Below are 12,961 nucleotides of genomic sequence, written 5' to 3' on the forward strand. Positions count from 1 at the left end.
CCAACCATCCATATCGAATAATCTTTGCGTAAATGATTATTTAACGACCGTAGATTGTTTGCGTACGCTCACACCCATTCACCGTCTGTTCCGATCGATGGGCGTGTAGCGCAAACCGACCCACGTCGCCGTGCACGCGTCCCCTACCCCACATCAGGAGAGCGTCATGAGCGTCGAGATCATCGGCATGATTCAAAGCAGTAAGCAATCCGAAATACATCCGAAAAGCGGCGCTGCCGTCGACCGCGATTACGTGCGCAATTTTGCGCGGGCTCACGAGCAATCGGGCTTCGACCGCATTCTCGTGCCGCATCACTCCACCAGCCCGTCGGCCACGCTCACGATCGCTTACGCGTCGACCGTGACCGAGAACATTCATTTCATGCTCGCGCACCGCCCGGGCTTCGTCGCACCGACGCTGGCCGCGCGCCAGATCGCCACCCTCGACCAGTTCAGCGGCGGACGCCTGGGCGTTCACTTCATCTCGGGCGGCTCGGATGAAGAACAGCAGCGCGACGGCGACTTTCTCCTGCATGACGAGCGCTACGCCCGCACCGACGAATATCTGAGCATTCTGCGCCGCATCTGGACGGAGGACACACCGTTCGATCACGACGGCAAGTACTACCGCTTCAAGCAAGGCTTCTCCGAAGTCAAACCGGTGCAGCAACCGCATGTGCCGATCTTCTTCGGTGGCGCTTCGGACGCAGCCGTTGCCGTCGCGGCCAAGCATGCCGACATCTATGCGCTCTGGGGCGAATCGCTCGATCAGGTGCGCGACATCACCACGCGCGTGCGTGCAGCCGCCGCCGTGCATGGTCGCGTGCCGCGCTTCTCGGTGTCGTTCCGCCCGGTGCTGGCCGAGACCGAAGCCAAGGCATGGGAGCGCGCCGACAAGATCCTCGCGCAGGCCAAGGCGATCCGCGAAGCCGCCGGCCTGCCGCAAGGCTCGGCACTGCAAAGCGAAGGGGCACGACGTCTGCTGGCCGCCGCCGAAAAGGGCGCGCGACTGGACAAGGTCTTGTGGACGGAGATCGCCAAGCTCATCGGCGGTCGCTCGAATTCCACGGCCCTCGTCGGCACGCCGGAGCAGGTCGCCGACGCCCTGCTCGACTACTACGATCTGGGCGTGACGACGTTCCTCATCCGCGGCTTCGACCCGCTGGGCGACGCCATCGATTACGGCCGCGAACTGATTCCGCGCTTGCGCACGCTGGTCGCCGAGCGCGATCGCCAGAACGAGGCCACGCGCCGCGCGGCCTGACTTGACTTCATCGACTTGATTTCGACGCACAGGAGAAACCCAATGGCTGCCGTTCTGCCCGTCGACACCCATGGCTTCGGCCGTACGAATTCGACGACCTCCCCCCCGAACACCCGCACCACGCCGACCGGTCTCGTGCTCAACGCAGCGCCGCAACAGCGATTCTGGTTCGACGCGCCGCCCGTGCGCAGCGACATTCTCGCGGAGCGTCGCCATCGCCAGACGCGTCTGGCGGCCGCGTTCCGCATCTTCGCGCGGCATGGCTTCGATTTGGGGTTGGCCGGACACATCACCGCACGCGACCCGGAACTGACCGATCACTTCTGGGTGAACCCGCTCGGCGTGCACTTCTCGCGCATTAAGGTCTCCGACCTGCTGCTCGTCAACGCGAAGGGCGAGACGGTCGTGGGAGACCGCCCGCTGAACAAGGCGGCGTTCGCGATTCATGCGGCGATTCACGAGGCGCATCCGCATCTGGTCGCCGCCGCGCACACGCACTCGACCTACGGCAAGGCGTGGTCGACGCTGGGCCGTGCGCTCGACCCGCTTACGCAGGACTCGTGCGGCTTCTTCGAAGACCACGCCCTGTTCGATGACTTCACCGGCATGGTGGTCGACGGCAGCGAAGGCGACCGCATTGCGCAGGCGCTGAACAAGCCGGACGGCAGCGGCACGGTCAAGGGCGTGATTCTGAAGAACCACGGCATTCTCACTGCCGGCCCGACAGTGGAGGCCGCTGCGTGGTGGTACATCGCGCTGGAGAACGCGGCGCACACGCAGTTGCTGGCGCAGGCCGCAGGCACGCCGCAACCGATCGATGAAGCCACCGCACGACACACGCACAGTCAGGTCGGCGGCCCCGAAGGCGCGCTGTATTCGTTCGAGAGCCTTTATGAAGGTCTCGTCGAAGCCGAGCCGGATCTGCTCGACTGACATGGCTCGCGCGGCGCCATAGTGCTGCCTGACTTGCACACCCGCGCGCGCACCAACAAGCACACAAACATCAGAAATCAACAGGGGAGTCGTATCCATGAAGTTCCGCCACACCGACAAGACCACCCGCGTCGTCACGCCGAACGAAGTGCATGCCGGTCGCCGCAAAGTGCTGCGCGCAGGCGCCGCCGCAGCGCTGGCCGCCCCCGCGCTGTTGCTCGGACGTCAGGCCTGGTCGCAACCCAGGAAGCTCACGTTCGCGTGGAACCAGAACTCGTTCTGCCTCACGCCCATCGTCGCTGCGCAAGAGCGCGGCTTCTTCGAGAAGAACGGCCTGCAAGTTGATCTGATCAACTACAGCGGCTCGACGGACCAGTTGCTCGAATCCATCGCCACCGGCAAGGCCGACGCTGCCGTCGGCATGATTCATCGCTGGCTCAAGCCGCTCGAATCGGGCTTCGACGTAAAGATCATCGGCAGCTCGCACGGCGGTTGTGTGCGTCTGCTCGGCTCGAAGGCGGCGGGCATCACGTCGCTCGCCGCGCTCAAGGGCAAGACCGTGGGCGTGTCGGATCTGGCCGCACCGGGCAAGCACTTCTTCCAGATTCTGCTCGCGAAGAACGGTATCGACGCGGAGCGCGACATCACGTGGCGTCAGTATCCGGCGGACCTGCTGGGCGTGGCTGTGGACAAGGGTGAGATTCAGGCGATTGCCGACGGCGATCCGAACCTGTACCTGCTGGAAAAGCGCACCAACGGCGCCTACGTCGAACTGGCGACCAACCTCAGCGGCGAGTACGCCCGCAAGGTGTGCTGCGTGGTCGGTGCGCGCGGCGATCTGGTGCGTAACGACCGGGCCGCCGCCAGTGCGCTGGCACGCTCGATCGTGCAGGCCACCGAATTCGTCAACGAGAATCCGAACGAGGCCGCCAAGATCTTCGCCAAGTACTCGCCGAAGATCAGCACCGAAGACCTGCGCAAGCTGTACGCCACGCTCACGTATTCCCATCATCCGACCGGCGTCGATCTGCGCGACGAAATCGCGTACTTCGCCGACGACTTCCGTCGCATCGGCGTGCTCAAGAAGACGACCGATCCGCAGAAACTCGCGCAGCACGTCTACGCCAATGTGCTCGGCTGAACCTGCGCCCTATGGATAAACGATCATGAGTGCCATTCTCGACAACGCAGCGCTGCGCGGAGCGTCCCCGGCCGGCGCGCTGGAATTGACGGAACACGCCGAAGGGTCGACGCTGCGAGTGCCTGCGTCGGCTTCTGCGTCGGCTTTTGCTTCTGCTTACGCTTCGGCGCCAGCCCCCTCCTTGCCTCGCTTCGACGAGACGGAAATCGACCAGTTGTTCGCCGCACCGCGTACCCCGGCCTTGTGGGGCGTCGGGTTCGCCGCCGCGCTCGCATGGGCGGCGTTCGGCTCGATCACGCTGCGCTGGCCGAACAAGGTCGTCGGCTTCGCCGACTGGGCGTTTACGGACGAGTTGGGCGTGTTCGCCCTCGTGGTGGCCGCGCTGCTCGCCGTCCTGTCGGTGTCCGGTCGTGCAACACCGCCGCTGCTACGCCTGCGTGAAGCCCTGACGGGCGCGGGACCATGGCTCGTGGCGATCCCGGTGGCGCTCTCGGCATGGGAGATCCTCACGGCGAAAACCGGCACGCTGCCCACGCCCTTCTTCGCACCGCCACAAGCGCTCATCGAGGTCTACACGGAAGACTGGCGACGTCTGGGCGACAGTGCGGTCAACACGCTCAAGCTGCTGGGGCTGGGCTTCGGCTTCGGGGCAATTGCCGGTTTTCTGATCGGCGTGTCGATCGGCTGGTCGCGGGCGATCGGCTATTGGGTGCATCCGGTGCTGCGCGTGCTCGGTCCCGTGCCGGCCACGGCGCTGCTGCCGCTCACGTTCTACTTCTTCCCGTCGAGCTATTCGGCAGCGGCCTTTCTGATTGCGCTGTCGACGGCATTTCCCGTGGCCGTGCTCACGTGGTCGGGCGTTGCAGGCGTGAACAAGAGCTATTACGACGTGGCGCGCACGCTTGGCGCCTCCGAAGCCTTTCTCGTGCTGCGCGTGGCGATTCCGGCCGCCCTGCCGAATGTGTTCGTCGGCCTGTTCATGGGACTGGGCGCATCGTTCTCGGTACTTGTCACCGCCGAGATGATGGGCGTGAAGTCCGGCCTCGGCTGGTATCTCACGTGGGCTCAGGGCTGGGCGTCGTACGTGAATATGTACGCCGCGCTCATCGTCATGGCCCTGCTTTTCTCCGGCGTGATCACGCTGCTCTTCACCGTGCGCGACCGCGCCCTCGCCTGGCAGAAAGGAACCGTCAAATGGTAAGCGCCGCCACCTCTTCCCCGACGTTCGCCGGTGCCGATGCCGATGCCAATGCCCGAGCGCAGCAGGCCCGGCAGTTGCCATCGGAGGCCGATCGTCATTCGTCGGCCAACGACACCGGCGCACAAATCGACATTCAGGGGGTAAGCCACTGGTTCGGTTCGCGACAGGCGCCGTTGCAGGTGCTCGACGGCGTCGATCTGAAGGTCGCCCCCGGCGAATTCGTCGCGTTGCTCGGCCCCAGCGGCTGCGGCAAGTCCACGTTGCTGCGTCTGGTCGCCGGACTGGAGACGGCGACGCGCGGCGCGATTACGCAGGACGGCGCACCGATTACGCGTCCCGATCCGTCGCGTATCGTGGTGTTTCAGGACCCCACGCTGTACCCATGGCGCACCGTGCGCGATAACGTCGCGCTCGGTTTGCAGGCGCGCGGCGTGTTGGCCAGGGAGCGCCCTCGCGTCGACGCTGCACTGGCGCGCGTGGGCTTGTCGGAATTCGCCGAGGCCTTTCCGCACCAACTCTCCGGCGGCATGGCGCAACGTGTGGCGCTGGCGCGCGCGCTGGTGAACGATCCGCGTCTGCTCGTGCTCGACGAGCCGCTTGGCAAGCTCGACTCGCTCACGCGACTGGCCATGCAAAGCGAACTGGTCGACCTGTGGCAGCGCGCAGGTTACTCCGCGCTGCTGGTGACACACGACGTGGAAGAGGCTCTGTTCCTCGCGCAACGCGTGATCGTCTTCAGCCCGCGTCCGGCGAAGATCGTGGCGGAGTTGCGCGTCGATTTGCCGTACCCGCGACATCGCGGCGACGCGCGCATCACCGAACTGCGCCACGAAGCGCTCCGACATCTGGGGCTCGATGCCAGTTGGTGAGTCACTTCCCGAATTCGCTGTGCGCAGTCCCGATATGCCTGTCACGTCGTGCTTCCTGCGGTCGTCGGCTCGTTCCTCAGCGGAGCGGCGTCGATGACCTCGCCGCCCTCTCATCTCTGGCTGAACGCCCTGTTGCAAGCGTTGCAGTTCGCGCAATCCGCGTGGCTGGAGGCTCTTTATGCGCTCGGCATCACCGACGATTCGCACGGCGCGCCTGCCTGGCCATTCGCGTCGCGCATCGCCGGTGAGAATCTCGTCATCGATGTCTCGCTCGCCCGGCAGTTTGCCTGGATGCTGGCGGCCATCGCATTCGCCGTTGCCTGCCTGCTGATCGCGCTGCTCTGGCGACGCGCCTGGCGCTGGCTCACGCTCGCCGCCATCGGCGCGCTGCTCGTCGCGCCGTGGCCATCGCCTTCGTTATGGCTCACGGCGGCCGTGCCCACGAGCTTCCATTCGAGTCCGACGGGATTCACGGTGCAGAGCATCGCGCGCGGCTCGCGCGTGTATGCGGCGCAATGCGCGGCATGCCATGGCGCCGACGGACGCGGCGAAGGCCCGCTTGCCGCGACGCTCGATCGCTGGCCGCCGACGATGGCGAGCGCACTGCTGAGCCGCCGCGCGGATGGCGAACTGTTCTGGCACGTGTTGTATGGCATGCGTCGCGAACAGGGTGTCACGATGCCGGGGTTTGCCGGACGTCTCAGCGACCGGGAAATATGGGCTGCGCTCGATTACATGCGCGTGCTCTCGGCCTCTGCCGGGATGGCCGCCGGCGGCAGTTGGCCGGTGCCGATCGCACTGCCCTCTCTTACCGTCAAATGCGCCGATGGCCCGGCGCGTCAGGTCGCGGCATGGCGAGGTCGCCAGCGTGTTCGGGTCGTCGCCGTGGACGCCGCGCATCCGCCCCCATTCGAAGATCCGCGCTTTCTCACACTGCTGATCCGCGACGGCAACGTGCTGGCGTCGGAGCCGCCGGGGCGGCGGGGGCAAGGGCAGGGGCAAGGGCAAGGGCAGCCCGTGCGGGCGGTGCGCACCATCGCGTCGTCTGGCAAACCGTCGCAGGTCACGCCGCTTTTCGGCGCACGGGCGGATTGTGTCGCCGACTCACCCGAGGCATGGCAGGTCTTCGCGCAGATTGCAGGCGCGTCGCCGGGGGCGCTGGCGGGCACCGAATGGCTGGCCGATCGCGACGGCTGGCTGCGCGCGCTGGCACCGGCCGGACGCCGGGGCTGGACCGACGGCGGACTGATGTGCACCACGTCGACTTCGGGGCCCGACGATGTCGGGGCCAAGGGTCGCGATGGTGGCGATCCGCTGAGCACCACGCTGCGCCAGATGGACGACGACCCGGTGCGCTTCGTCAAAGGCGGCTTCGTGCATTAGCGCTTGCGACGCGGACACCGCCCTGCCCTGCCCTCCCCATCGACGCACGAATTTCAACCGTTTCCGATTCCGATTCCGATTCCGATCCACCACAGGCTCCACACCATGACGATTTCCCGACGCCGCTTCCTGCAGTACGTCACGACCGCCAGCGCCGCTGGCACGCTCACCACGCTCGCGTTGCCCGGCGCGTCCTTTGCGCAATCCGGCCGTCCTGTGCTCAAAGCCGGCGATCAGAAAGGGGGCTTGCGCGCGCTGCTCGAAGCCGCCGACGAACTCAGGCAACTGCCCTACGACATCCAGTGGACGGAATTCCCGGCGGCAGCACCGCTGGCCGAAGCGCTCAACGCCGGCGCGGTAGACTGCGGTCCGATCGGCGATGCGCCCGTGATTTTCGCGTTGTCCTCCGGTGCCGCGATCAAGATCGTCGGCGCGAACCGATCGGACGCTTACGGCACCGCCGTGCTGGTGCGCCCGGACTCGACGCTGCGCACCGCAGCCGATCTCAAGGGCAAAAACGTCGGAACGACGCGCGGCTCCATCGGCCATTTCGTCACGCTCAAGGCCATCACGGCGGCGGGGTTGTCGCCGAGCGACGTCAACTTCCGCTTCCTGCCCCCGGCCGACACGGTGACAGCGCTCGCGAGCGGGTCGGTGGACGCCTGGGCGACGTGGGAGCCCTACACGGCGGTGGCCGAGACGACCGGACGCGCACGCGTGCTCGTCAATGGGCGAAGCCTCTGGTCAGGGCTGAGCTATCTCGCGGCGACGGATGCCGCTCTCGCCGCCAAACAGGAAGTGCTGCGCGACTTCCTCGCGCGTGTGGTGCGCGCCCAGGTCTGGTCGTATCAGCATGTCGACGCATTCTCCGCCGCCATGGCGCGCATCATCGGTATTCCGCCCGAAGCCGCGAAGCTTCAGTTCTCGCGACGTGCGACGAAATGGCTCAACATCGACGATGCGCTCATCGCCGAACAACAGCGCACGGCGGACTTCTACTCGCAAGTCGGTTTGTTGCGTCAACCGCTCGACGTCAAACCGACGTTCGACCGGCGTTTTCCCATCAAGGTCTGACCAAGGCTCGGTCGGCGGTTCAGTCGGCACTTCAGTAGGCGGTTCAGTCGGTGGCACGGTCGACGCCAAGTGGCTCGGCGGGAATAGCGAGAAGTGTCTCTGGCGTCTGCGGCAAGGCGCCCGGACACTGGGGGCTCTTCCGTCCTTGCCACACGGGTTCCAAGGCTCGCCATGATCGCCAACGCCACGCTCGACACCCATCTTCTGATCGCCTTCACGGCGTACTTCGTCAATGCCGCCAGCCCGGGACCGAGCAATCTGGCGATCATGTCCATTGCGGCCAATCACGGTCGACGCCCGGCGCTCACGTTTGCGCTCGGGGTGATGTCCGGCTCGCTCTTCTGGGCGATGGTCGCGATGCTCGGGATCTCCGCAACGCTGCTGGCATACGCGCAATTCCTGGTCGCGCTCAAGATTTTCGGCGGTGCGTATCTCCTGTGGCTGGCCTTCAAGTCGGGGCGCGCTGCGTTGCGGCCCTCGTCCTCGGCGACGTTCGTACCGACGGATGCCAACGGCAACCTGTCGCTCAGGCGTCTTTATCTGCGCGGCACGCTCCTGCACCTGACCAACCCGAAGGCCGTGCTCGGCTGGATGTCGGTCGTGGCGCTGGCGTCGGGGCCGGACGGCACCTTGCCCGTGGCAGTCGTGCCCGGTTGCGCGACGCTCGGCCTTACGATCTTCTGCGGCTACGCCATGCTTTTCTCCACGCGCGCCGCGCGGCGTGTCTATCTGCGGATTCGCCGCGGGCTGGACGGATGCCTCGCGGTCGTCTTCGGCACCGCCGGGTGGCAGTTGCTGACCTCGCGTATGTGAGCGGCAAGCCCTCCGGAGGACGAACCGTCTTCGGCTGTGCTAGGGTGACGCCCTACGTCCCTCCGCCCTGACAGCCTGACGGCATTTGGCCGTCCGGCGCCAGGCGCCGTGCACACACGTTCGCCCATGCTCGATTTCGACGCCGACGCGCTGATGCGTCTCGTAACCACGCCCATGCCCTACGGCAAACACAAGGGCACGATGATTGCCGACCTGCCCGGGAACTACCTGAGCTGGTTCGCCCGGGAGGGCTTCCCGCCGGGCGATATCGGCCGCCTGCTCGCGCTGATGCACGAGATCGACCACAACGCGCTCGGCGATCTGCTCAAGCCGTTGCGCGCGCGGCAAGCGTCGGTGGCAAACGGCGGCTGACCCACTGCGTGACCTGTTCATGCGCATGCGCGAGTTGCAGCACGGCGAGATCGGCCTGCGCCGGGCCGATGATCTGCATGCCCATCGGCAAACCGCGCGCATCGAACCCGACCGGCACGCTGATCGCCGGAAGCCCCGCCAGCGTCGGCCCGATCACCACCTCCATCCAGCGGTGATACGTATCCATCGGCCGGCCAGCGACAGCCTTCGGCCAGTGCGTCTCGGCTTCGAACGGAAAAACCTGTGCGCTCGGCAGCAGCAGGAAGTCGTAACGCTCGAAGAGCCGAGCCAGCGAGCGGTACCACTCGCTACGGTCGACCGAGGCGCGGAACACATCGGTCGCACGCAGTCCTTCTCCGCCTTCCACCTCCCACTGCGCCTCGGGCTTGAGCTTGCTGCGACGTGACGGGTCGGCGTAGAACTCACCGAGCGAGCCGTTGACCATCCAGTGACGCAGCGTCAGCCAGGTCTGCCACAACCGCTGCGGCGCGAAGTCGGGCGCGCAGGCTTCTACCTCGCACCCCAACGCCGCAAAATCCTTCAGCGACGCCTCGCAAAGCGCCATCACGCCGTCTTCCATCGGCAGATAGCCGCCGTAGTCGCCGAGCCAGCCAAGTTTCACGCCCTTCCAGCCCTTCACATCCGTTACGTTGCGTCGGAGCGCGCCGGGGAAGTGCGACGCGTCGCCCGCAATGGATAGCGGGCTGCGAGCGTCGTAGCCCGCCTGGGTGGCGAGCAGTTGCGCGACATCGGCGACCGTGCGGCCCATGGGACCTTCGGTACTCATTTGCTGAACGAACACTTCCGCCGCGGGGCCATAAGGCACACGGCCCTGCGATGGCCGGAAACCGTAGACGTTGCCGTATGCCGCCGGGTTGCGCAGCGAGCCCATGAAGTCGCTACCATCGGCCACCGGCAACATGCGCATGGCCAGCGCGCTGCCTGCGCCGCCGCTGCTGCCTCCCGCGATGCGCGAGGGGTCGTAGGCATTGCGCGTCGTACCGAACACCGGGTTGTAGCTATGGGAGCCGAGCCCGAACTCCGAGACGTTCGTCTTGCCGATGAAGATTGCCCCCGCCGCCCGAATGCGCGACACGCTGATGCTGTCCTGCGTATCCGGCGCCTCGGAGGTCAACGGTGAGCCTTTGCGCGTGGGCAGGCCGGCGCAGGACGCGATGTCCTTCACGGCATGCGGCATGCCGTGCATCCAGCCGAGATACTCGCCATTGGCCAGTTGGCGGTCGCGCGCGTCGGCTTCGGCTAGCAGCGCGTCGGCGTCACGCAGCGACACGATGGCGTTCACTGTCGGGTTGTGTTGCGCGATGTGCCCGAGATACGCCTGCATCACCTCGCGACAGGACACGCGCCGCTCGCGGATGGCGCCGGACAATGCGAGCGCGTCGAGTGCGACGATGTCGTCGAGTGAATGTCGTGGCGTCCGGGAAATGGGGGAAATGGGCTCATTCGGCACGTTTGGCGTGTTCGGCGCTGCGGCCATGTCTCTCTCCTTGACGGGTGATGCGCGGATGCAATCCGGTGCACGCGATGCGCGCCTGCTGGCAGACATTGTCGACCAAACCTGCGTGCCGTGCCGGCGTCGGCGCCTATTATTTACACATTAACGAAAATGGCGCGCATAAAAAAGCGCGGCCCGACTTTCATCGGACCGCGCCTGACTTCCCTGATCGGCGGATCGCCGATGCCCTACCGCTCAGTGCACCAGCGGATCGAGCCCCGTCGACTCGACATCTTTCGACGCCGCGGGTGCCGCCATGTAGTCGAGCAGCTTCTTGCCTTCTTCCGGATGCGGCGCCGCCACCGGCACGCCACCGGCAAAGCGCGTGACCGATTGCAGCGACTCGGGAATCTTGCCCGCGTAGGCAATACCCTTGACCGGCAGCAGTTCACTGACCTGTTGCAGGCCCATCGCGTAGTCGCCGGCCGCGACCTTCTCGGCCACCGGCGTCTTCTGGACCATCACGGCCTTGCCCTGCATCTGATCGGCAATGCCGAGTTTCTTGAACAGTTCCCGCTCGACATAGACGCCGCTGGCGCTATCCGAATACGCGACCGACTTCGCTGCCAGCAGCGCCGCCCTGAGCTTTTCGGGAGTGCTGACGTCCGGCACCGGCTCGCCCGCCCTGACCACCACACCGATACGTGAATCGGCCAGATCGACGCGCGAATCCGGGCGTACCTTGCCCGCCTTGATCAGGTCGTCGAGCGCGTAACCGACCATGATGACGACATCGGCCGACTCGCCGCGCGCCAGCCGATTGGGGATGGCCTCGGGCGCCTTGCCCATCGACGGGCCCCATGCCGTGTCGACGTGATCGCCGCTGGCCGCTTCGAACTTCGGCAGCAGCAATTTGTACGCCGCGGTAAAACCGCCCGAGTTCATCACGCGCAGATCTTCCGCGCTGGCGGGGGCGGCGCCGAGCAGCGCCGTCATAACGACGCCGGCGCTCAGCAGGCCCAGCGCACGATGCAGACGTCCCATCGGAATGACTTTCATGGTGTTGTCTCTGTTCGTTATTGTGAATATTGTAAAGATTGCGCGTTCGTCACCGTCGGCATCAGCCGGCGGCCAGTTCGGCGCGACTGCCCTGCCCGCCCCGGCGTCCACGGTACAGCGCCAGCGTCGCGCAGATCGCACACAGCGCGGCAAAGCTCATCCAGTAGCCCGGCGCGGCCTTGTCGCCCGTCGCGTGAATCAGGTAGGTCGACAGCGCCGGCGTAAAGCCACCGAAGAGCGCGGTTGCGAGGCTGTAAGCCAGCGAGAAGCCCGCTACACGAACGTCCGGCGGCATGACTTCCGTCAGTGCCGGGATCATGGCGCCGTTGTACATGCCGTACAGGAACGAGAGCCACAGCAGCGCGACCAGCATGCGCGTGAAGCTCGGCGCCTGCACCAGGAACGAGAGCACCGGATAGGCGGTGACCAGGGTCAGACCGGCAAACAGCAGCAGCACGGGACGGCGACCGATGCGGTCCGACAGCGTGCCGCCGACCGGCAGCCAGATGAAGTTCGACACCCCCACGCACAGCGTGACGAGCAGCGCATCGGCGCTCGACAGATGCAGCACGCTCTTGCCGAACGTCGGCGCGTAGACGGTGATGAGGTAGAACGCGGTGGTGGTCAGCGCCACGAGCATGGTGCCGCCGATCACGACGCCGAGATTCGACGCCATCGAACGGAACACTTCCTTGACCGACGGGTGACGCTTGCGTTGCTTGAATTCGTCGCTTTCCTGCAGCGAGCGGCGCAGCACGAAGATCACGGGCACGATCAGGCAGCCCACGAGGAACGGCAGGCGCCAGCCCCACGACGCGATCTGTTGCGCGGTCAGCGTGAGCGACAGGGTGAAGCCCAGTGCCGCCGACACGACGATGGCGACCTGCTGGCTGGCCGACTGCCAGCTGGTGTAAAAACCCTTGCGGCCCGGCGTGGCGATTTCCGCGAGATACACGGACACGCCGCCGAGTTCGGCGCCAGCGGAGAAGCCTTGCAGCAGGCGGCCGATCAGCACGAGTGCGGGTGCGGCGAGGCCGATCGTCTCGTAGCCGGGCACGAACGCAATGAGGATCGTGCCGCTTGCCATGATCGCCAGTGTCGTGACGAGACCCTTGCGGCGGCCAACGTTATCGATGTAAGCGCCCAGCACGATGGCGCCGAGCGGTCGCATCAGGAAGCCCGCGCCGAATACGGCAAAGGTCAGCATGAGCGACGCGAACTCGCTGTCGGTCGGGAAGAAGACGCGAGAGATCTGGGTCGCGTAGAAACCGAACAGGAAGAAATCGAACTGCTCGAGGAAATTGCCGGCCGTGACGCGCAGGACTGCGCCGGCTTTTGAGGGGCGACGCGAAACTGCGTCGTTGGGGCGCTGTGACATGCGCTGTCTCCGTGTTGC

Annotated in this window: 12 protein-coding genes; 9 read left to right on the forward strand and 3 right to left on the reverse strand. The window is 65.9% G+C overall.

The genetic code is table 11. From position 1 onward, the window contains the following. The first annotated feature begins 166 nt into the window (after window positions 1-166). The 9 genes from PCA31118_RS21945 to PCA31118_RS21985 all read left to right on the forward strand — a co-directional run bounded on the left by PCA31118_RS21945 (window position 167) and on the right by PCA31118_RS21985 (window position 9,050). Window positions 167-1,264, forward strand: coding sequence for an LLM class flavin-dependent oxidoreductase (locus PCA31118_RS21945; RefSeq protein ID WP_150627117.1), 1,098 nt, complete (start codon window positions 167-169; stop codon window positions 1,262-1,264). A gap of 42 nt (window positions 1,265-1,306) precedes the next feature. After that, window positions 1,307-2,197 (forward strand): class II aldolase/adducin family protein, encoded by an 891-nt coding sequence (locus tag PCA31118_RS21950; RefSeq protein WP_150627118.1) that lies wholly within the window; start codon window positions 1,307-1,309, stop codon window positions 2,195-2,197. 97 nt (window positions 2,198-2,294) lie between these two features. Further along, window positions 2,295-3,338 (forward strand): ABC transporter substrate-binding protein, encoded by a 1,044-nt coding sequence (locus PCA31118_RS21955; RefSeq protein ID WP_150627119.1) that lies wholly within the window; start codon window positions 2,295-2,297, stop codon window positions 3,336-3,338. Between the two features lie 79 nt (window positions 3,339-3,417). Further along, window positions 3,418-4,539 carry an ABC transporter permease gene (locus PCA31118_RS21960; protein ID WP_425495392.1) on the forward strand — a complete coding sequence of 374 codons (1,122 nt, stop codon included), beginning with the start codon at window positions 3,418-3,420 and terminating at the stop codon, window positions 4,537-4,539. Next, complete coding sequence (locus tag PCA31118_RS21965) at window positions 4,533-5,408, forward strand: ABC transporter ATP-binding protein (RefSeq protein WP_150627120.1); 876 nt, start codon at window positions 4,533-4,535, stop codon at window positions 5,406-5,408. Before PCA31118_RS21960 ends, PCA31118_RS21965 begins: the two co-directional genes overlap by 7 nt. Before the next feature lie 93 nt (window positions 5,409-5,501). Beyond that, window positions 5,502-6,791 (forward strand): c-type cytochrome, encoded by a 1,290-nt coding sequence (locus tag PCA31118_RS21970; RefSeq protein ID WP_150627121.1) that lies wholly within the window; start codon window positions 5,502-5,504, stop codon window positions 6,789-6,791. Window positions 6,792-6,896: 105 nt separating this feature from the next. Continuing rightward, on the forward strand, window positions 6,897-7,865 hold the full coding sequence (locus PCA31118_RS21975) for an ABC transporter substrate-binding protein (protein WP_150627122.1): 969 nt from the start codon (window positions 6,897-6,899) through the stop codon (window positions 7,863-7,865). A gap of 171 nt (window positions 7,866-8,036) precedes the next feature. Next, window positions 8,037-8,678 carry a LysE family translocator gene (locus tag PCA31118_RS21980; RefSeq protein ID WP_150627123.1) on the forward strand — a complete coding sequence of 214 codons (642 nt, stop codon included), beginning with the start codon at window positions 8,037-8,039 and terminating at the stop codon, window positions 8,676-8,678. Between the two features lie 126 nt (window positions 8,679-8,804). Then, the gene (locus PCA31118_RS21985) at window positions 8,805-9,050 is read left to right on the forward strand and encodes a DUF3820 family protein (RefSeq protein WP_150627124.1); all 246 of its coding nucleotides are present in this window, start codon (window positions 8,805-8,807) and stop codon (window positions 9,048-9,050) included. On the opposite strand, the gene PCA31118_RS21990 is transcribed toward PCA31118_RS21985, so the two are convergent. From PCA31118_RS21990 to tcuC, 3 genes are all read right to left on the reverse strand, one after another. Then, window positions 9,004-10,548 (reverse strand): amidase, encoded by a 1,545-nt coding sequence (locus PCA31118_RS21990; protein ID WP_150627125.1) that lies wholly within the window; start codon window positions 10,546-10,548, stop codon window positions 9,004-9,006. The genes PCA31118_RS21985 and PCA31118_RS21990 overlap by 47 nt on opposite strands. A gap of 213 nt (window positions 10,549-10,761) precedes the next feature. Then, window positions 10,762-11,502: a substrate-binding domain-containing protein gene (locus tag PCA31118_RS21995; protein ID WP_174990564.1), complete on the reverse strand. Its 741-nt coding sequence runs from the start codon at window positions 11,500-11,502 to the stop codon at window positions 10,762-10,764. 124 nt (window positions 11,503-11,626) lie between these two features. Beyond that, window positions 11,627-12,943, reverse strand: a complete 1,317-nt coding sequence (tcuC, locus tag PCA31118_RS22000) for an MFS transporter (RefSeq protein ID WP_150627126.1) — start codon at window positions 12,941-12,943, stop codon at window positions 11,627-11,629. Between the last annotated feature and the right edge of the window lie 18 nt (window positions 12,944-12,961).

This window comes from Pandoraea captiosa (assembly GCF_902459775.1).
GTDB classification, from domain to species: Bacteria; Pseudomonadota; Gammaproteobacteria; order Burkholderiales; family Burkholderiaceae; genus Pandoraea; species Pandoraea captiosa.

Coding starts and splice junctions, on each gene's coding strand:
- PCA31118_RS21945 (WP_150627117.1), top strand. CDS start 167: ATGAGCGTCGAGATCATCGGCATGATTCAAAGCAGTAAGCAATCCGAA.
- PCA31118_RS21950 (WP_150627118.1), top strand. CDS start 1,307: ATGGCTGCCGTTCTGCCCGTCGACACCCATGGCTTCGGCCGTACGAAT.
- PCA31118_RS21955 (WP_150627119.1), top strand. CDS start 2,295: ATGAAGTTCCGCCACACCGACAAGACCACCCGCGTCGTCACGCCGAAC.
- PCA31118_RS21965 (WP_150627120.1), top strand. CDS start 4,533: ATGGTAAGCGCCGCCACCTCTTCCCCGACGTTCGCCGGTGCCGATGCC.
- PCA31118_RS21970 (WP_150627121.1), top strand. CDS start 5,502: ATGACCTCGCCGCCCTCTCATCTCTGGCTGAACGCCCTGTTGCAAGCG.
- PCA31118_RS21975 (WP_150627122.1), top strand. CDS start 6,897: ATGACGATTTCCCGACGCCGCTTCCTGCAGTACGTCACGACCGCCAGC.
- PCA31118_RS21980 (WP_150627123.1), top strand. CDS start 8,037: ATGATCGCCAACGCCACGCTCGACACCCATCTTCTGATCGCCTTCACG.
- PCA31118_RS21985 (WP_150627124.1), top strand. CDS start 8,805: ATGCTCGATTTCGACGCCGACGCGCTGATGCGTCTCGTAACCACGCCC.
- PCA31118_RS21990 (WP_150627125.1), bottom strand. CDS start 10,548: ATGGCCGCAGCGCCGAACACGCCAAACGTGCCGAATGAGCCCATTTCC.
- PCA31118_RS21995 (WP_174990564.1), bottom strand. CDS start 11,502: ATGACGGCGCTGCTCGGCGCCGCCCCCGCCAGCGCGGAAGATCTGCGC.
- tcuC (WP_150627126.1), bottom strand. CDS start 12,943: ATGTCACAGCGCCCCAACGACGCAGTTTCGCGTCGCCCCTCAAAAGCC.